13 protein-coding genes are annotated in these 18,833 nt (G+C 70.7%); 9 read left to right on the forward strand and 4 right to left on the reverse strand.

Annotated elements, in window-relative coordinates; genetic code table 11:
• Window positions 1-12 precede the first annotated feature (12 nt).
• Both OJ997_RS02430 and OJ997_RS02435 read left to right on the forward strand, forming a co-directional pair.
• Window positions 13-1,101, forward strand: coding sequence for an imelysin family protein (locus OJ997_RS02430; RefSeq protein WP_270023404.1), 1,089 nt, complete (start codon window positions 13-15; stop codon window positions 1,099-1,101).
• The gene (locus OJ997_RS02435; protein ID WP_270023405.1) at window positions 1,101-3,515 is read left to right on the forward strand and encodes an FTR1 family iron permease; all 2,415 of its coding nucleotides are present in this window, start codon (window positions 1,101-1,103) and stop codon (window positions 3,513-3,515) included. The genes OJ997_RS02430 and OJ997_RS02435 overlap by 1 nt, the downstream gene beginning before the upstream one ends.
• 690 nt (window positions 3,516-4,205) lie before the next feature.
• Here the strand turns inward: OJ997_RS02435 and OJ997_RS02440 are convergent.
• A complete protein-coding gene (locus OJ997_RS02440; protein WP_270023406.1) occupies window positions 4,206-6,671 on the reverse strand; it encodes a laminin G domain-containing metallophosphoesterase family protein in 2,466 nt (821 codons plus the stop codon).
• Window positions 6,672-7,050: 379 nt separating this feature from the next.
• On the reverse strand, window positions 7,051-10,143 hold the full coding sequence (locus OJ997_RS02445) for an AHH domain-containing protein (protein ID WP_270023407.1): 3,093 nt from the start codon (window positions 10,141-10,143) through the stop codon (window positions 7,051-7,053).
• Between the two features lie 254 nt (window positions 10,144-10,397).
• Here OJ997_RS02445 and OJ997_RS02450 point away from each other — a divergent pair, with 254 nt between their 5' ends.
• From OJ997_RS02450 to OJ997_RS02460, 3 genes are all read left to right on the forward strand, one after another.
• Window positions 10,398-10,769: a PPOX class F420-dependent oxidoreductase gene (locus tag OJ997_RS02450; RefSeq protein ID WP_270023493.1), complete on the forward strand. Its 372-nt coding sequence runs from the start codon at window positions 10,398-10,400 to the stop codon at window positions 10,767-10,769.
• Window positions 10,770-10,860: 91 nt separating this feature from the next.
• Window positions 10,861-11,136: a hypothetical protein gene (locus OJ997_RS02455; protein ID WP_270023408.1), complete on the forward strand. Its 276-nt coding sequence runs from the start codon at window positions 10,861-10,863 to the stop codon at window positions 11,134-11,136.
• Between the two features lie 69 nt (window positions 11,137-11,205).
• Complete coding sequence (locus OJ997_RS02460) at window positions 11,206-11,526, forward strand: hypothetical protein (RefSeq protein ID WP_270023409.1); 321 nt, start codon at window positions 11,206-11,208, stop codon at window positions 11,524-11,526.
• On the opposite strand, the gene OJ997_RS02465 is transcribed toward OJ997_RS02460, so the two are convergent.
• Window positions 11,523-11,909 carry a type 2 periplasmic-binding domain-containing protein gene (locus tag OJ997_RS02465; RefSeq protein ID WP_270023410.1) on the reverse strand — a complete coding sequence of 129 codons (387 nt, stop codon included), beginning with the start codon at window positions 11,907-11,909 and terminating at the stop codon, window positions 11,523-11,525. The two genes, OJ997_RS02460 and OJ997_RS02465, sit on opposite strands and share 4 nt — an antisense overlap.
• Before the next feature lie 26 nt (window positions 11,910-11,935).
• Here OJ997_RS02465 and OJ997_RS02470 point away from each other — a divergent pair, with 26 nt between their 5' ends.
• From OJ997_RS02470 to OJ997_RS02485, 4 genes are read left to right on the forward strand one after another with little or no spacing between them, the layout of a single operon-like run.
• Window positions 11,936-12,898, forward strand: coding sequence for a DNA glycosylase AlkZ-like family protein (locus tag OJ997_RS02470; RefSeq protein WP_270023411.1), 963 nt, complete (start codon window positions 11,936-11,938; stop codon window positions 12,896-12,898).
• A gap of 55 nt (window positions 12,899-12,953) precedes the next feature.
• Window positions 12,954-14,369, forward strand: a complete 1,416-nt coding sequence (locus tag OJ997_RS37305; RefSeq protein WP_270023412.1) for a chitinase — start codon at window positions 12,954-12,956, stop codon at window positions 14,367-14,369.
• A gap of 18 nt (window positions 14,370-14,387) precedes the next feature.
• Window positions 14,388-14,894, forward strand: coding sequence for a shikimate kinase (locus OJ997_RS02480; protein WP_270023413.1), 507 nt, complete (start codon window positions 14,388-14,390; stop codon window positions 14,892-14,894).
• Entirely contained in the window at window positions 14,882-18,391 is a 3,510-nt protein-coding gene (locus tag OJ997_RS02485) for a serine/threonine-protein kinase (protein WP_270023414.1), read from the forward strand. Before OJ997_RS02480 ends, OJ997_RS02485 begins: the two co-directional genes overlap by 13 nt.
• Here OJ997_RS02485 and OJ997_RS02490 read toward each other — a convergent pair.
• Complete coding sequence (locus tag OJ997_RS02490) at window positions 18,365-18,760, reverse strand: hypothetical protein (protein ID WP_270023415.1); 396 nt, start codon at window positions 18,758-18,760, stop codon at window positions 18,365-18,367. The genes OJ997_RS02485 and OJ997_RS02490 overlap by 27 nt on opposite strands.
• Window positions 18,761-18,833 lie beyond the last annotated feature (73 nt).

The raw sequence follows: 18,833 nt of genomic DNA on the forward strand, positions 1-18,833 counted from the left end.
ATGTCGCGCTCCATGTTTGCCGTTGTCGCCTGCCTCGCCGCGTTCGCCAGCGCGTGCGGAGGCGATGAAGAACCCAATGCGTCCGCCGAGTCCACGCCTGCCGCCACGCAGACGGCGGAGGCGGCGGCGAACCTCGACGCGATCAAGACGTACCTGCTCGAGCACACGGAGCGGCTGGTGACGGACACGACCCAGCTGCAGACCGACGCGCAGGCGTACTACGACCTCGCCAAGGCCCAGGACTTCGACTACGCGAAGCTGCTCGAGGGCGATCGCGAGTCGGTGCAGGCCGCGGTCACCAAGATCCAGGAGGACCACGTCAAGGCCAACCCGGCCTACGAGGAGATGGAGGGCGTCGTCGCGGGCGTGCCCGAGCTCGCCGACTACGACGTGATCATCGACGCCGGCAGCGACGGGTCCGACCCCGAGAGCGCGGTGCCGTTCAGCTTCAAGACCCAGGACGGCCGCGAGTTCAAGCAGCCCGGCAACTTCTTCGCCCTCGTTGAGACGAGCGCGTTCGGCACCGAGCCCAAGTTCGTGGCCAAGGATGTCGAGCCCGACCTCGACGGCGACGGCAAGGTCGCGTTCCCGGAAGCGCTGCCGGACGCGGACTTCCTGCTGGCCGCGACCACCGAGTTCGTCAAGTACGCGAAGGAGCTCGACGAGGCCGCGAAGGCCTGGGCGCCCAAGCCCGAGGACGCGTTCACGGCCGTGGTCGTGATGACGCCGACGATGTCGGAGTACTTCGACGCCTGGAAGAACTCGCGCTTCATCGCCGGCGAGAAGGCAGATGAGAAGGGCTTCGTGGCAACGTCGCGCCTCTCGGACATCCGTGACATCCTCGGCGGCATCGTGCTGATCTACGAGAACCTGCGCCCGAGCATCGAGGCCGTCGACCCCGAAGGCGCCGGCCAGACCGCGCAGCAGCTCACCGAGCTGCACCAGTTCGCCGAGCGGCTGCTCACCGAGGAGCAGGGCGGCAAGAAGTTCACGGCCGAGGAAGCCGACACGCTCGGCTCGGAGGCGCAGCGCAAGGCGGAGGCGATCGCGGGCCAGGTCTCCCAGCAGGCGGGCAAGCTGAACCTCCAGCTGGAGAACTGATGCGGTTCGCGCTGGCCCTCCTGGCAGCGCTCCTCCTCACCCCGGCCGCCGCACAGGCGGCCGAGCCGTGGCAGGACGCCGGCAAGATCACGGACGGACTCTTCGACGCGCAGACGGAGCTCGTCCTGTCAGGCCCGAAAGAGGCGGCGCGCGACGCCACGCGTGCCCGCGCCGCCTATGACGGCGCGTTCGCGAGGACGATCGCCGCCGCCGACCCCGAGACCGACGAGGCGATCACCGAGGGCCTGCGGGAAGCCGCGCGCGCCGTCGAGGAGAACGACCAGACCGCGCTCGCCGGCGCCCGCGGCGCCGTGCGCGCCGGGCTGTTCCGCGGCGCCTACGCCGTGACGACCGAGGCGACCGCGCGCGGCGACGCGGACACCGCGCGCCGCTGGCTGCTCCTGCGCGAGTACCGGACCGCCACGCGCTTCACGCGCCCAGGCGCGCACGCGACGCTCGCGCTCGACCAGCTCGAGCGCGGCAAGACCTCCCCGAAGGCCGCGTCCCAGGCGGTCACCAAGGACCTGCTCGACGCCTACCAGGCGCGCCTGCGGGAGCTGCTCGCCGACGTCCAGCGCGGGATCGAGCAGGACTTCGCGACGCGCCAGGCCGAGGCGTCCGCGCAGGCCGCGGGCTACTTCGCGATCCTCGCCGACCGCTACACGGCCGACCGCGGCGCCGCCGCCACCGAGCAGGCCACCGCCGCCTTCGCGGGCCTCCCGGACACGCTCGCCCAGGCCCAGGCCGCGCTCACCGGCTTCACCGCCGCCCCGTTCACGCCCGAGGAGGCCGCGCGCCGCGCCCAGCAGCTGCTGCAGTTCCTCGAGCTCGTCCCGGTCGAGTACGGCCGCGGCGTCAAGGACGACAACGTCACGCGCGACTTCGAGATCCAGGAGGCCGTCGCCTTCCGCACCGGTGCGGTCGGGGCGTTCGCCGACCTGCGCGACCAGCTCGCCAAGCGCGATCCGCAACGCACGCAGCTCGCCGCCGACGCCATCACCGAGCTCGGCCGGATGGTCGAGAACGCGAACAAGACCAAGCAGGGCGTCGCGACGCACGAGCAGGTCGAGCAGGTCGAGCTGCGCGCGGAGAACGCGCTCAAGGCCGCCATGCCGAAGGCGTGGACCGAAGAGACCGACGAGTCCGACTACGACCTGATCGCCCTCACGCTCGACCGGATGGAGGCCGCCGTCGGCGCCGGCCAGTACCGCCAGGCCGAGCAGGCGCGGCTGGAGGCGTACGCGTTCTTCGAGTTCGGCCCGGAGCGCCGGCTGCGCTCCTTCGACCCCGGGCTCGCGCTCGACATCGAGGGCCTGATCTGGTTCGGCGCGGGCGGGAAGGACGGGCTCGCGACCCAGATCGCCGACCGCGCGGGGCGGCGCCAGATCCGCGAGACCCGCCTCGCGCTGGACACCAAGCTCGGCGACGCCGCCGCCACGCTCGGCGACTCCGCCAACAAGGCGACGGTGGTCACCAACAGCGCGATCATCGTCTTCCGCGAAGGCCTGGAAGGCGTGCTGATCCTCGCCGCGATCACCGCCTCGATGGTCGGGCTGCGACGCCGGCTGCGACGCCCGGTGTTCATCGGCGCGTTCGCCGGGCTGATCGTCTCGATGATCACCTGGGTCCTGGCGATCACGATCCTGCAGTCGCTCGAGCGCTACGGCGAGAAGCTCGAGGCGGTGGTCGGGCTCATAGCCATCGGCGTATTGCTGCTGATCACGAACTGGTTCTTCCACAAGGTCTACTGGTCGGAGTGGATCGCCAAGTTCCACCGCCAGCGCAAGCGCTACGAGAAGCTGGAGCGAACCGGCTTCATCTCCGCGCAGGCGATCGGCCTGTTCGTGCTCGGCCTGACGAGCGTGTACCGCGAGGGCTTCGAGACGGTGCTCTTCCTGCAGTCGCTGCAGCTCTCAGCGGGCACCGCGACCGTGCTCGAGGGCGCGGGCCTGGGTCTCGCGCTGACGTTCGCGGTCGGCGCGGTCACGTTCTTCCTCCAGCGCAAGCTCCCCTACAAGAAGATGCTGATCGTCACCGGCGTCTTCATCGGGTTCGTGCTGGTCGTGATGGTCGGCCAGACCGTGCGCACGATGCAGGGCACGGGCTGGGTGCCGATCACGCCGATCGACATCACCCTCCCCTACTGGCCCGGGCTGTGGCTCGGCGTCTACCCGACCGTGGAGACGATCGGCGCGCAGGTCGCCGCCGCCGTGTTCGTGATCGGCTCCTACTACCTCGCGCAGGAGATGAAGGTCAAGCGCCCGCGCCGCAAGTCAATGCGCAAGCGCGCCGACGCGGCGGGTGCGGTCGAGCGGCCGGCGGTAGCGACGAACGGGCAGGGGCTCGACCGCGGCGAGGCGCAGCCCGAGCCCGTGCTTCGCGGCGACGCGCCCGATGAGGCCCGCGTCGAGTGAGCCGTGGCGCTCGAGCACCAGCTCGGCGCCGTCGAACCCGATGATCGAGGTCGAGCACGGCCGGTGGTGCGGGTAGCGCCGCCGGTTCGCGCGCTCGTTGCGGTGGCCGATGAAGACGACGTCGTCGCGGTGGCCGAACTCCTTGCGGATCTCGGCGATCGCGTAGTGCGTCTGATCCTTGTTGGCGTTCGCGGAGGTGATGTAGAGGATGTCCTCGCCGATCAGGTCGAGGACGTTGCCGACGAGCGCGTTCGACGGGCAGGCGTCGCCGGGCGTGATCAGCTGCACGGTGCCGTCGACGGTCAGGTGCGCGGGGATGTGCTTCGCCGCGGGGCCGCGGAAGCCGATCGGGCCGAGCGCGTGCAGGTCGGCCATCGTGCCCATTAGCGCGCTCCACAGGAGCTGGACGGCGTCCCAGTCGAAGACGCGGTTGCCGAGCTCGGGCGTGGTCGTGACGCTGCCCACCTGGTCGCGCGGGCGGCCCTTGAGCGCGTTCATCGCGTGCAGCGTCTCCAGGTCGGGCTTGGCCGCGAGCGCGCAGAAGTTCCCGAAGGCGTAGAAGAGCGCGGCGCCGTCCGCGACGGCCTCGGCCGCCTCCCGCCGGTGGGCCAGGTCTGAGATGTCGAGGATCGGCTGCATGTGGGATGTCTCCCACATGCAGCTTGGCCTCTTCTTGACTGCTTCTTGGCGCTACGGGGTGCTGGTCGCCAAGGTGAACGTCAGCGAGCGCGTGTAGGCGCCGGTGCGCAGCGCGTCGGTGTCCTTCACGAGCTGCTTGAAGGCGATGTCCACGTCCTCGTTGGTCGTGGGCGCGTTCCAGCTCGTCTTGGCGAGCTCCACCCGCAGCGGCTCCGGGAGGGAGAAGGCGCCGTTGGCGAGGTGGCCCGGCTCGGAGACGGACAGCGTCGCGTCGGCGGCGGTGGACACGACCGTGGCCTTCGTCTGCGCCGTGTACTCCTTCGTGACGCCGGGGGTGAACGCGCCGAACGTCGGCGTGCCGGCGAGCGTGAGCGACAGCGTGGCCGGGACCGTGCCGCCCGCGGTGCTCGGCTTGGTGTCCGTGGCCGTCGGCTGGACCGGCTTGCCGTCGGCGCGCAGGTGCAGCGTGGCGTTCGGCTTGCCGTCGAGCGCGACCTCGACGCGCGCGCCGTCACCCAGCGCCGCGTGCTGCAGGTCACTGATCGGGAAGCGGGCCTTGCCGTCGGTGACCGTGGCAGTGCCGAGGTCGAAGCGGTCGCCCGTGTGCGGCTCGACGACCTGCGTCGCGGCCGTGGTGGCGGCGCCGGTGACGGCGACCTCGATCGTGCGGCCGGTCAGGGTGGCGGTGGTCGCCTCGCTGGTGACCGGCGTACGCGCGGCGTTCATGAACTTCGTCGCCGGGAGCGCGTGGTCGACGATGCGGACGTCACCGATCAGGCCGTTGAAGGTCTGCTCGACCACGTTGGCGTAGTCGGTGGCGCCGAGCATCCAGTACTTGCCGGTGCTGCCGAGGCCGATCGCGGGCGAGAGCGGGTTGCGGCCCATCAGCGCGCCGTCGATGTACAGGTCGGTGTAGCGACCGTCGTTGACCGCGGCGACGTGCGTCCAGCGCTGCGACGCCATGCCGTGGCCCCAGGCGGTGATGTTGCGGTCGGTGTTCGTCGGCCAGACGGCCCACTGCAGCTCCGCGCCGCCGGACAGCGCCAGGGCGATCGCGGACTCGTCCGGATCGTCCTTCGTGCGACCGAGGTCGCGCCCCGTGCCCTGCTGGCCGAGGATGCCCATCCAGCTGTTGCTGTTGCAGCAGCTCGCGGGGAGCTTGACGAACGCCTCGATCGTGTAGCCGTTCTTGAACTCGTTCGTGTTCAGCGGCGCGCCGTCGGCCGTGCGCAGGTACGTGCCGCGGCGCTGGCTCTTGTTGGCCGTGAACTTGAGGGAGCGTGCCGACGGCTGGTCGTCACCGTGGTCCTCGTTGACGCTGATCTGCGCCTGCTCGCCCGTGGAGCTCGCAAGCGTCGTCGGCGTCAGGTCGTTGCCGTTGCCGGAGAGGTCGTCGAGCTTGGTGACGGTGCCGGTGCCGGTCGGGCGCCACAGCGCGACCGTGCCGGGGACCTTCAGGGCGTCGGTGGCGACCTCGGCGGGCGCCGGCTTCGGGTCCAGGCGCTGCGCGAGCGCCTTGAAGTCGAGCGGGATCGAGAAGCGGCTCTGCGGCTCGGTCTTCTCCATCATGAGCCGCTCGTGCAGCGAGCGGTCGGCCTCGTTCTGCGCCAGGATCCACGGCGAGAAGGTCTCGACGTCGATCGTGTCGCGGTCCAGGTCGAACTGGTACGTGCGGATCATGCCGGCGCCGCCGTAGTACATGTCCTGGTAGTCGGCGAGGTTCAGGTACACGTCGTGCCCGAAGTCGTTCTTCTGCGTGACGCGCCCGACCGGCCAGTTGTGCCCCGAGAGGCTGAGCACGATCTGGTCGTTCTTCCTGATCAGGTTGTTCCACAGCGTGGTGCCGTAGGACGTGAGGGAGGCGTTGCCCTCCGCGTTGCTCGAGAGCGTCTCGTGCGTCGTGACGATCGTCGGGACGGTCTTGTTCGCGTCCAGGACCGACTGCGCCCACGCCGTGCCGGCCGTCGAGAGGCGCCAGTCGAGCGCGAGGATCAGCCACTGGCGGCCGCCCGCCGTGAACTTGTGCGCACTGTTGTACCCGTTGGCCGAGGAGCCGAGATACGTCGGCATGCCCGTGTAGCGCTGCGGGCCGAACGCCTTCGAGAACGGCGTCTCGCCACGCGTGTCGTTCGTGCCCGAGTTGATGTCGTGGTTGCCGGCGAGGACGCTGTACGGCAGCTTCGCCCGGTCGAGGATCTTGTACGCGTGATCCGCGCGATCGACCTCGTTCTGCAGGCCATCCTGGGTCACATCGCCCAAGCCCGCCGCGAACGCGATGTTCTCGCGCTCGCGGTTCTCGACCATCCAGTCGAACGCGGCCGCCACCGGCTCGGTGTCCCCCCGGTCGTCGTCGAACAGGTACTGCGTGTCCGGGACCACCGCGATCGTGAAGCGATGGCTCGTCGGATCGAAGCTCGGCGCGGAGGCTCCGCCGCCGGTCTGGGCGTTCACAGCCACCGCGACCAGCAGCGTGAGCACGAAGCTCAACGCCGCCGCGGCGCGCACGGGTCGGGTCATACGTCGTCCTTTCAAGGTCATTGGCGGGGCGACGCTATGCCCGCTGTGCGCGCGGGTTGTGACGGGTCCGTGTCCGACCCGTGAACGCCTGGTTAGCCGCGCTGCGGGACCGCCTAGACAAGCGCCGGCCCCGACAACTACGTCTGCCACATGGCCGCCGACCGGACTCGCCGTTCACGGTCGAGGGTGAGCGGCCGCGAGCACGGCTGACGCCGCGCGACGAAGGCCCTGAACGACATGCACTGTTTTCTGTTGGTGGCGGGATTCCCTCTAGGTCCCGCCGATTCGCGGCAGTCTGGCATTAATGAGCACTTCTAGTGTGCCTTACGTGCCGGGTCGGTGGTGGGTGCCCACGGGAGTAGGCACCCACCAGACGCTGCTAGTCGACGAACTCGAACTCGCCGTTCAACAACTCCTGCTTCATGTCTCGCATGATGTTGGCCGCCTCGACCTTGTCACAGCCGGTGCCCACGACCGCCGCCACCAGGCGGACGTTGACCGACGTCCAGTAGCGGTTCGTGTGGAGCCCGGGATGGTAGGTACGCCGCTTGTCTCGGTCCGAGAGGAGCGCGTAGCCGCCGCGGGTATCGGCCACGTGGCGATACCGGTTCCGCAGATACACGCCGTTGACGACGTCATTGGGCTCGATCTCGCACTTCGAAGCGATGATCCGAGCCCAGACCGCTTTGCGATGGTGGGCGCCGACAATGTGATGGGCCGCGAACCCCTTCCGGACGTTGTTCGTGTCCGCAGGGGCGTCCCCGAGCTCGAGCCGGAGAGCCTTTGACGCGCTACTACGGACGATGCTGCCGCCAGGCTGCAGCTTCACCCGGTCCTTCCACCACTGCGGCGTGTGCGGCCGGTTGGCCTCGGTGCAGTGGCCGAGCAGCTGGCACACCTCGATGAGCTCGCAGTTGTGTGCCGGCGGCGGAACCTCGCAATCGTCTACCAGCGGAGTGCTTCCCCGGGAAGCGGACGTGGTGTCTCGGAGCGCGACGAAGAGGTCGTGTGTCATGGCCTCGAATCCGTCCCCGGTGCCGTCGCCCGTCCAGGTGGACGGGCTGCTGCTGTACCCGGTCTGTTCCTCGACGAACGCTTGGTCGGCCGGACTCAGCAGGTTCCATATCTGCTCGGCAGCGGACTGGCTGCTCGCGTTGTCGATCGCGTCAGCAACGTCCTCCGCCTCCGAATCCGTGTTCACGACGTGATCGGGACCACCGTGGTTCCACGACGTCGGGTAGATCAGCGGCTGCTCGTTGGGTGCGAGCCCGGTCCACAGGTGGCTGTCCGGCCTCCCATAGTGCGTGGTACCGAACACATCACGGACGTTCTGGATGTCTTGAGCCGTGTCGATGACGTTGGGGTAGCCACCACCCGAGTTGCCGTGTACGTAGGACGTGGCGTAGATCCACGGGATGTCCGAGAGGTCGACGTTGGTCCAGATGTACGGGTTGTGGTAACCGGTCGGTCCGGCCAGGGCACGGATGCAGGCCTGCTCCGCGGGTACGGTCTCGTCGACGGTGCCGGTGGTCGGCAGCTCGGTGTCGCAGGTGATCGACCAGGGGTGGTCGACGGCGTTGCCTGGAGGGCTGCCGTCCGTGCGCACGATGCCGGGCATGTCGCGAGGGTCCGCATCCTTGATCCAGTCACCGACAACGGGGTAGTCGCCCGGGTTGCCATACGTGAACGAGACGTGGGGTGCGGTGGCCGGAGTCTCGTGGTCGTTGCGCAGCTTCCACGTTGCGTTGGCCGGGTTGTAGATGCCGATGGTGTCGGTGCCGTTCCCGTCCCAGTCGCCGGCCAGCGGGATGACGCCGCTGTTGGGATCGCCGAAGTGGACGATGTGGTGGGTCGTACCGCTGAAGTCGTTCGACAGATAGAAGCGCGCCTCCCCGATGCGATAGACGCCTGGGGTGTCGGTGCCGTTGCCGTCCCAGTCACCGACGATCGGGATGTCTCCGACCCAGAGCCCGTAGACGACAAACCGATTGTGGTTCACGTCCCAGTGGTGGTCCTGCAGGTACCAGCCGCGGTAGTGCGTGTCGTGCTGGCGGACCACGCCCTGGGAGTCGTACTTGTCGGCGTTCCAGTCGCCGGCCACGGGGTAGTCGACCGAGTTCCACCCGAAGCTGAAGCTGAAGGTGGCGTCCAGCTGGCGGAGCCAGTCGTTCCGCCCCAACCACGAGAGCAGTCCGTTGCTGCCGCTGCGGACCACCAACGGCGTGTCGACGTCATCGGCATTCCAGTCCCCCGCCCGGAAGACGTCGCTCGGCCAGCCGTATTGCGTCCAGGTGAAGCCGTACCCCGGTGCCTGGGAGTTCTTCGGATACCACGTCGCGCGCACGGGTCCAGGCGTCGGGGTAGCGGTCGGCGTGGCGATCGGCGTCGCGGTCGGCGTCGCGGTCGGCGTCGCGGTCGGCGTGGATGTCACGGTCGGAGTCGGAGTCGGCGTCGGGTTCGGGTTCACCGGCGGGTTCGTCGCGTTTGCGGCCACCGTCACCGTGATCGGATCCGGCCATTCAGCAACCTCGACTTCGATGACCCCGTGAGTCCCTAGGAAGTGCAGGTTGCAGTCGTCGATCCACGGCTCGAGCGTCTCGTCGAGGCACCAGTTCCCAGCGTTGGGGTCTTCAGTGAGGTTGCCGGACGTGATCGTCACGCCCTCGATCGATACCGAGGTGGTGCCCGTGTTCGTCAGCGTGAGCGTCGAGGCGTCCCACCAAGCCTGCAGCTTCGGCTTGGCGGCGGCGTTGGTGGGCACCGTCACGAGGATCGGCTCCGGCCACTCGTACACGTCCACCTCGAGGGTCCCGAAGCCACCCGTGATGCTCGTGTAGCACGTGCTGCTCGACGGAGTGAGGACCTGCCAGCGGCAACCATTGCCCGCGCCCTCGCCGAGGGGTCCGGACGTGATCCGGATGTCATTGATCGACAGCGTCATGTCGCTGTTGTTGCTCAGCGCGAGGACGCCGTCGTCCCAGAAGGCTCCGATCTCAGGGGCCGCCGGGGTCGGAGTCGCCGTCGGCGTGGACGTCGGAGTCGCCGTGGGCGTGGACGTCGGAGTCGGCGTCGACGTCGGCGTGGGAGTCGGCGTCGGCGTGGGAGTCGGCGTGGGCGTGGGAGTCGGCGTGGGAGTCGGTGTCGGTGTCGGCGTCGGGCCGGGATTGGTCGGCGGGGAGGTGTCGGACCCGACGACGACCTCGATTGGGAACGGATGCTGGAACGTGTCGACCTCGAGCGTTCCGTAAGAGCCGAAGAAGTGCAGATCGCACGCCGGCCCCCAGGGCTCGAGCGTCTCGCCGACGCACCAGTTCCCGGCGATCCAGTCCTCCCACAGGTCTCCGGAGGTGATTCGCACCTCGGTGACCGTCAACGGAGTCGAGCTGGTCGACATGAGCTGCAGATAGCCACTGGTTTCCCAGTACGCCGACAGCTGAGGGTCGGCGGATGCAGCCGCCGGAGCCCCCGCCATGCCAACGAGCATGGCAACGAACGCGGCTATCGCCGCGCGAAAACTACCCCTGAACGACATGGACCGCCTTCTGTTGTTGACGCAACCCCCTACGGTTCCGTCGGGCGCGCGCAGTCTGGCATTCATGAGTGATCAGTGGGAAATTGGTTAGTGTTGAGATAGCTCAACACTCATGACGACGCCGGTCCAGTCGAGCTGGGGAGACGGAACTCGGCTGACTTGGACCGAGTGCTCATCATGGGCTCGTGAACACGATGCTGCGCGACCTCGCCGACGAGTCGTTCGTCTCCCTGACCACGTTCCGCCGCACCGGTGAGGGCGTTCCCACGACGGTGTGGGTGGCCGCCGACCCTGACGGCGACGGGCTCGTGGTGATGACCATCGACGGCAGCGGCAAGGTCAAGCGGGTGCGCAACGACCCGCGCGTGACGCTGCGGCCGTGCGGGCGGCTCGGGAACGTGGACGACGACGCGGCGACGGTGGAGGCGACGGCGCGGGTCGGGGCGTTCACCGAGCGGATCGAGCAGGCGTTCAAGGACGCCTATGGCGCGGAGTACGCGGTCGTCCGCGGCGTGGAGCGGCTGACGAGCGACAAGCGGCGCGTGGCGTTGCACCTGACCGCTTAACGAGTTGAGCCGCCCGGTCGGGGGCGGCTCGTCAATCGGGTTATCGGCAAAGCCACGCCCGGGCTTTAGCCCCTCGCGTATGCTTGGCGCGTTGCCACTCGGAACGCTTGAGACGCTCGATCGCTGGAGCCGCTATCCGGTTCCCCGCATGGTGCGCGAAGCGGCCATCGGTGCCCTGCTGTTCGGGCTCATCTGGGTCCTCGGAAGCCACTTCATCTTCGATCGCGATGCGAGCTGGGCGAGGAGCGCGCTGATCGGCGCGTTCGCGGGCGCCGGGATGTTCGTCCTGGACTTCGGGCGGATGCTGTGGGCGCGGCGCCAGGCGCGCCGCGGTGAGTTCACCGCGCTCACCGAAGACGACGGCTGACCGCCTCGACTTACGAAGTTCCCAGGTTCCTCATAGCTGGCTCTGACGGACGGCCGGAAGGCTGGGGCCATGTCGACCATGACCTCCGCCCAGCCCCTCACGCTCCGGCCGCCGACGCAGCTCGCCGGGCGACTGTTCGTCGGGAACGCCGACGACGCCGGCACGTGGACGCTGCACGTGCTCTCCGACGCGGGGAGCGACACGCTGCTCGTCACCCGCGAACGCCGTGATCTCGCGGAGGCGATGCTCCGCGACGCGTTCCCCGGTCATCTGATCCGCGCCGACCTGATCGACGCGCTGAGCCGCGAGTGGGAGCCGCCGGACGGTGGCTTCGTGTTGCCGGCCGATCTCGTGGCGGGCTGGGCGCTCCGCTGGGCCCTCGACCACTAACCGTCGCACTGGGTAAGGCCGAGGTCGCCGGCGAGCGCGGCGGCGCGGTCGAACCGGTCGAGCACGCGGTCGCGGGCGTCCTCGTTGCCGGCGTCGGCGGCGTAGCGGCGCCAGGCCTGGACCAGGTCGGCGTTCGCGCGCACCCACTTGGCGTGCGCGGCGCGGTCCTCTTCCGGCGGCTCGAGGGCGCGCAGGACCTCGAGCTCCTGCTCGTAGAGCCGGGTGGAGGCGTCGAGCAGCTCGTCGGCTTGGAGCTCGGCGAGCGCCTCCTGCCCGGCGGCGCGGTCACGGCAGGCAGAGTTGGCCTCCCGGACGAACGTCTCACGGTCCGGGCCGCCGCAGCCGACGACCACCAGCCCGAGGAGAAGCGCACACCGCCGCATCGGGGGTGTGGTACCCGTTCAGGGACATGCTGGACGTGCTTCGCAGCTGGGCGGTGCAGGACTCCCCGCCGGGAGCGGCGGTCGCGGCGCTCGTCGCGCGGACCGACCTCGAGGTGGGTGCACTGGACCGCGCGCTGTATGAGGAGCGGACCGCGGTCGCGCTCTACAACGCCCGGTCGGCGACGGCGATCGTGCCCGCGGACGAGGTCGCGGCGTACGCGACCGCGCAGCTCCCGGAGGGCGACGACCAGCTCGGCCCGCTCTTCAAGAACGCCGCGCCGGAGGGCGGGTACGCCGACGCGTTCGCGCTCGCGACCGACGCCATCAGCGACGCGCTCGACGGCCGCGCGCTGAGCCGCGACGACCTGCACGAGGCGCTGCGCCAGCGGCTCCCGGAGGCGCTGCTGCCGTGGTGCGAGGGCTGCCAGAGCCATCACGCGCGGCGCGGGCTGCTGATCATCGCCGGGCTGCGCGGGCGGCTGTGCCTCTCGGGGCGGGTCGGCCGCCAGCCGGAGTTCGCGCGCACGGACCAGCTGATCGGCTGGGACGCACCCGCGCGCGAGGAAGCCGGCAAGGCGCTGGTCGACCGTTATCGGCGTCAGTACGGCGCGTCGAGCGCGACCGAGTTCGCGCAGTGGTCTGGGCTCGCGCCCGCGCACGCGCGTGAGCTGTGGGCGCTGAGCCGCGTGAAGGGCGGCGTCGAGCAGCTCGACGGCGTCCGGCTGCTCGCCCCCGGCGACCCGCAGCTGCAACGCCGCGACCGCGAGGCGTTCATCGAGGACGCGGCCTGGCGCAAGAAGGTGTGGGCCGCGTCGGGCGGAGCCGGCGTAGTCACGGAGGACGGCCAAGTGGTCGCCCTGTGGCGCGCGCGCAAGAAAGGAAAGAAGCTGGAGGTAACGGTCGAGGGCGCGGAGATCGACGTGACCGAGCAGGCCGAGGGGCTCGCCCCGCACCGCGGTTGTGTGACCGCCGTCATCCAGTTCGCCTGAACACCTCACCCCGCCGAGTGAGAAATATGGGTCGAGCGCGGAGTACTTGCTCACCGTGACCCGCTCTCTCCTCGCCGCCTTCGCGGCCCTCCTCATCGCCGCCGTCCCGGCCGACGCGGCCCCGCGGACCGTCCAGTCCGTGGTGACGCTGTCCTCGCCGACGCTGACCGTGCAGCTGGCCTCCGGCTCGCGCGTGAAGACCGTACGGGGCGGCACCGTGAAGGTCCGCGGGCGGGTGGCGACGATCGCCGCGCGCGGGAAGACCGTGCGGCTGACGACGACGAGCGCGCCCAAGGCGTTCCGCGTCGGCGCGACGCAATGCACGATGAAGAAGGCCGGCAAGCGCAAGCTCGCGGTGACGTGCCCGGCGCCGCAGGGCGCGAACGGCGGCGCGCCGGGCGCGGGCGGCAACGGCGGCACGGGCGGCAACGGCGGCACGGGCGGCAACGCCGGCACGGGCGGCAACGGCGGCAATGGCGGCAATGGCGGTGGCGCAACGCCGGGCGGCGGCCCGACGACCGGCGGCGACGACACGCCCGGCGGCGAGCCGGCTGACGCGGCGGCGCCGTTCCGCTTCGCGCCCTACGTCGACATGTCCCTCCCGCCCTTCCCGGACCTGCCGGCGCTCAGCGCGACGACGGGCGTCAAGCACTTCTCGCTCGGCTTCGTGGTCGCGGACAGCACCTGCGCGCCGTCCTGGGGCGGCTTCAGCGAATACCCCGCGACCGGCGACAGCGCGTTCCGCAAGGACAACATCGCGCAGCTCAAGGCCGCGGGCGGCGACGTCGTCATCTCCTTCGGCGGCGCCGCCGGCAAGGAGCTCACCGACTGCCACACCGGCGTGAAGGCGCTCGCCAACGCGTACGACGCCGTGATCACGACGTACGGCGTGACCCACCTGGACTTCGACATCGAGGGCGGCGCGCTGGACACCAGCAACCACGACCTGCGCGCGAAGGCGATCCGGCAGCTGCAGGTCCGCCACCCCGGGCTCGTCGTCACCTTCACCGTGCCCACGCTCACGACCGGGCTGCTGACGAACGCGAAGACGATGCTCGCCAACGCGGTCGGCAACAGCGTGGACATCGCCGCCGTGAACATCATGGCCATGGAGCTGGAGGTCTCCAGCACTGCGGGCAAGCTCGGCCAGCACGTGATCGACGCCGGCAACGGCCTCTATGGCAACCTCGTCGAGCTCTACCCCGGCCTCACCCCCGCCCAGCGCTGGCGCAAGGTCGGCATCACCCCGATGCTCGGCATGAACTGGAACACCGAGCAGGTGTTCACGCCCGCGGACGCCCGCAAGGTCACCGACTGGGCCAAGACGCAGCACATCGGCATGCTCGCGATGTGGCAGCTCGGCATCGACAAGGCGTGCCCGGCCCCGACGACGATGCCGCAGCTCACCTGCTCCGGCACCGCTCAGCAGCCGTTCGAGTTCGCGAAGATCTTCAACGAGTTCACCGGCTGACCCGGTTAGGCTCGCGCCGTGCGGCGCGTCGCGATCATCGCCTCGGCATCCGGGAACGGCAAGACCACGCTCGGGCGGGAGCTCGCCTCCCGCCTGGACGTGCCGTTCGTGGAGCTGGACGCGATCGTGCACGGCCCGAACTGGACGCAGATCTCCGACGACGGGCTGCGCGCGGCACTCGAGCCGATCCTGCCGCAGCCCGGCTGGGTAATAGATGGCACCTACCACGGCAAGATCGGCAACCTGGTGCCGGACGCGGCCGACACGATCGTGTGGCTGGACCTGCCGGTGCACGTGTGGCTGCCGCGGCTGCTCCGGCGCACGTACCGCCGCATCCGGGGCCACGAGCGGATCTTCAACGACAACCGGGAGTCCTGGCGGACCGCGCTGGTCGGCCGTGACGCGCTGATCCCGTTCGCGCTCCGCAGCCACTTCCGCCGCCGGCGCGAGTGGCCGCAGCGCTACTCGGGACGCAACGTGATCCGTCTACGGACCCCGCGCGAGGTCGCCGAATGGCTGAGCTGAGTCCCGGCACCGAGTTCGCCGATCACGTCATCCGTGACGTGATCGGCCGCGGCGGGATGGGCGTCGTGTACCGCGCGACGCACGTCCCGCTCGACCGCGACGTGGCGCTGAAGGTGATCGCGCCGGGCTTCTCGGACGACCACGAGTTCCGGCGCCGATTCCGGCGTGAGTTCCGCGCCACGGCGTCGATCCAGCACCCGAACGTGATCCCGATCTTCCACGCCGGTGAGGAGGACGGGCAGCTGTACGTGACGATGCGGTACGTCGACGGCACGGACCTCGCGCGGCTGCTCCGGCAGGAGAAGCGGCTCGACCCGGTGCGGGCCGCGCGCCTGATCGCGCAGGTCGCGAGCGCGCTCGACACCGCGCATCGGGCCGGGATCGTCCACCGCGACGTCAAGCCCGCGAACGTCCTGATCGACGGGGACACCGCGGTGCTGACCGACTTCGGGCTGATGAAGGACGTACGCGCGACGACGCAGCTGACGAACGCCGGCACGGTGATCGGCACGTTCGACTACGCCGCGCCCGAGCAACTGCGGGAAGGCCCGGTGGACGCGCGCGCCGACGTGTACGCGCTCGGCGGCGTGCTCTACCAGGCGCTGACGGGCAAGGTCCCGTACCCGCGCGAGACGGCCGCGGCGACGATGCTCGCGCACCTGGACTCCCCGCCGCCCTCGGTCCTCTCGATCCTGCCGGACGCGAGCGAGCGGCTCGGCGAGGTCGTGCGCCGCGCGATGGCCAAGGACCCGAACGCGCGCTACCCGTCGGCCGGCGACCTCGGCCGAGCCGTGCTCGCCGCGGTGGAAGACCACGACGGCGCGCCGCAGCCCGAGCGCAGCATCGCCACCGGCCCGGCCGCGGGCGCCGCCACCGCCGCGCTGCCGCTCCCGCCCACGCTCTCCACCGAGACCACGCGCGGCGCGTTCGCCGGCCGCGCCGAGCCGCTGCGCGCGCTCGAGACCCGCTACGCCACCGCCGAGGCCGGCCAGCGCCAGTTCGTGCTGATCGCGGGCGAGCCGGGGATCGGCAAGACGCGCCTGGCGACCGAGTTCGCGCGCCGCGCGCACGAGGAGGGCGCGACCGTCCTCTACGGCCGCTCGGACGCCGAGTCGCTCATCCCCTACCAGCCGTTCATCTCCGCGCTCGCGCACTACGTGGACGAGAGCGAGCGGCTGCGGCTTCCCAATGGCCTCGACCTGGAGCTGTGGGAGGTCGCGCAGTTCGTGCCCGGCCTGCGGGCGCTGCTGCGCGAGCCGAGCGACGCGGGCAGCGGCGCCGACGTCCGCCGCTACCGGCTCTTCGAAGGCGTCGCGCGGCTGCTGGCGAGCGCGGCGGCCGAGCGCCCGCTCGTGCTGATCGTCGACGACCTGCAGTGGGCCGACACCGGCACCCTGCAACTGCTCGGCCACGTGCTCCAGGACGCCGCGCGAGCCCGGTTGCTGGTCGTCGGCACCGCCCGCGCCGCCGACCTAGGCGAGCTCCTCGGGCGTCTGCGCCGGCTCTCTTCGTTCGAGCAGGTCACGCTCGAGGGCCTCACCGCCGACGAGACCCGCGCGCTGATCGGCGACCAGGCCAGCTCGGGCTTCGTGCGCCGCCTGACCGAGGAGACGCAGGGCAATCCGTTCTTCATCGAGGAGACGCTGCGCTCGCTGCCGGAGCTGGAGGAGCGCGCGCTGAGCCGGATCGCGGTGCCCGAAGGCGTCAAGGAGATGATCTCCCGCCGGCTCGCCCAGCTGTCCGCCACCGCCAACCAGGTGCTCGGCATCGCGTCGGTCGTCGGGCGCCAGTTCGACCTCCCGCTGTTGGAGGAGCTGCTGCCCGGCGAGGCGGTGCTCGACGCGCTGGAGGAGGCCGTCGCCGCCGGGCTGATCCGCGAGGCCGACGAGATCGACCACTTCACGTACGCGCACGCGCTCGTGCGCGAGACGCTCTACGAGACGCAGTCCGCGAGCCGCCGCGCGCGGCTGCACCTGCGGATCGGCGAGGCGCTGGAGGGCACGTCCACGCCCGCTGAGCTCGCCTACCACTTCGCCGAGGGCCGCTCCGACAAGGCGGTCGCCTACGCGCTCGCGGCCGGTGACGCCGCGGTCGCCGCCTTCGCCTACGACGAGGCCGCCGAGCACTACCGCCGCGCCGGTGACGAACTCCCCACGCTCCTCAAGCGCGGCGCGGCCGAGCTGCGCGCCGGGGACGCCGCCGCCCGCGCGACGTTCACCGCGGCGGCGGCCGCAGCCCGTTCGGCGCACGACCGCGACGCGCTCGCCCAGGCCGCGCTCGGGTTCGCGGGCCGCCACGCGGAGGCGGGCGTGATCGACGACGACGGCATCGCGCTGCTCGAGGAAGCGCTCGCCGCCTACGACGAGGACCACCTGGTCGCGATCCAGCTGCGTGCCCGGCTCGTCGACCGGCTGCAGTTCGCGAATCAGCCTGAGCGGCGGGAGGCGCTGAGCGAGCAGGCGCTGGCGATGGCCGAGCGGCTCGGCGACCCGCGCGGGCGCGTCGCCGCGCTCGAGTCACGCCACGGCGTGCGCATGCACATCGACCACGTCGACGAGCGCCTGCGGCTGAGCGAGGAGCTGCTGATGCTCGCCAAGCGGGTCGGCGAGCCCGAGCTGGAGGCGCTGGCGCAGCACTGGCGCGTCTACGACCTGCTCGAGGCCGCGCGCGTGGACGAGGCCCGCCACGCGCACCGCCGCCTCGCGGTGCTTGCCGCCGAGCTCCGTCAGCCACTCTACAGCCACTTCTCCGTCGGCTGGGAAGTCGTGTGGGCGCAGATGGCCGGCCGGGTCGAGGACGCCGAGCGGCTCGCGCGCGAGAGCTTCGACCTCGGCCGCCGCGCCCAGGCCCGCGACGCCACGACGATCCTCGCCGCCCAGACGCTGATCCTGCGCCGGCGCGAGGACGCGCTCCAGGACTTCGTGGGCGCGATCGAGCACCACATCGCGCAGAACCCGGCGCTCGTCGCCTGGCGCTCGATCCTGCCCATGGCCCACCTGCTGGGCGGGAACACGGCCGCGGGCGTCGCCGCGTTCCGCGAGCTCGCGCCGGACGACTTCGCCGCGATCCCGCGCGACATGTTCTGGTTCACCGCGATCGCGTTGCTCGGCGAGACGTGCGCGCTGATCGGCGACACCGAGCAGGCCGCCGTCCTGTACCGGCTGCTGCACCCGCACAGCGAGCGCATGGTCCAGGTCACGCAGGCCGCGAACCTCGGCTCCACGCACCGCTTCCTCGCGCTGCTGAGCGCCGCCTGCGGCGACCTCGGCGCGGCCGAGCACCACTTCGAGACGGCGCTGGAGGTCAACCGCCCGCTGCGGCCGGTGGTCGCGCTGATGCGGCGCGAGTACGCGGAGATGCTGCTCGCGCGCGACGGCGACGGCGACCGCACGCGGGCCGAGGCCCTTCTGCGCCAGACGCTTCGCGAGGCGCAGGAGGGCGGCATGTCCCAGCTCATCAGCCGGATCGAGTCACGCCTGGCCGAGCTCGGCGCGTAACGCCTCGAGCACACGCTCGGCCTCGTCGCGATCCGCATCGACGATGTGGATCTTGCGGCCGCCGTACTGAAAAGCGAGCTGACCCGGGATGCGCAGGTTCGCGAAGGGCACGACCCAGGACAACGTGTGGCCCTCCTCGAGGCGGAGGTCCTCGATAGCCGCGCGCTCATATTCTCGCCGCAGCCGGAGTGGACCGAGGCCGCGGATGCGCACCAGGCGCCGGGGATCGACGAGCAGCCGCTCGCGGTACAGCGCCTGCCAGAAGGCGACGACCAGCGACACGACGCCCACGCCGAGCCAGATGATGCGAACGTCCGTCGCCTTCGTCTCGACGAACAGGGCGCCGATCGTGATCAGCACGATCAGCACGACCACGGTGACGAACCGCCCCGCGAGCGGCTTCCGACGCACGTCGATCCGGTGCGGCACCCCGGACCAGTTA

The organism is Solirubrobacter phytolaccae (assembly GCF_027587195.1).
GTDB classification, from domain to species: domain Bacteria; phylum Actinomycetota; class Thermoleophilia; order Solirubrobacterales; family Solirubrobacteraceae; genus Solirubrobacter; species Solirubrobacter phytolaccae.

Excerpts from the sequence above, each read along its gene's own strand:
- OJ997_RS02465 (WP_270023410.1), bottom strand. The coding sequence starts at position 11,909 with ATGCGGCGGTGTGCGCTTCTCCTCGGGCTGGTGGTCGTCGGCTGCGGC.
- OJ997_RS02470 (WP_270023411.1), top strand. The coding sequence starts at position 11,936 with ATGCTGGACGTGCTTCGCAGCTGGGCGGTGCAGGACTCCCCGCCGGGA.
- OJ997_RS02460 (WP_270023409.1), top strand. The coding sequence starts at position 11,206 with ATGTCGACCATGACCTCCGCCCAGCCCCTCACGCTCCGGCCGCCGACG.
- OJ997_RS02445 (WP_270023407.1), bottom strand. The coding sequence starts at position 10,143 with ATGGCGGGGGCTCCGGCGGCTGCATCCGCCGACCCTCAGCTGTCGGCG.
- OJ997_RS02440 (WP_270023406.1), bottom strand. The coding sequence starts at position 6,671 with ATGACCCGACCCGTGCGCGCCGCGGCGGCGTTGAGCTTCGTGCTCACG.
- OJ997_RS02430 (WP_270023404.1), top strand. The coding sequence starts at position 13 with ATGTTTGCCGTTGTCGCCTGCCTCGCCGCGTTCGCCAGCGCGTGCGGA.
- OJ997_RS02450 (WP_270023493.1), top strand. The coding sequence starts at position 10,398 with ATGCTGCGCGACCTCGCCGACGAGTCGTTCGTCTCCCTGACCACGTTC.
- OJ997_RS02435 (WP_270023405.1), top strand. The coding sequence starts at position 1,101 with ATGCGGTTCGCGCTGGCCCTCCTGGCAGCGCTCCTCCTCACCCCGGCC.
- OJ997_RS02485 (WP_270023414.1), top strand. The coding sequence starts at position 14,882 with ATGGCTGAGCTGAGTCCCGGCACCGAGTTCGCCGATCACGTCATCCGT.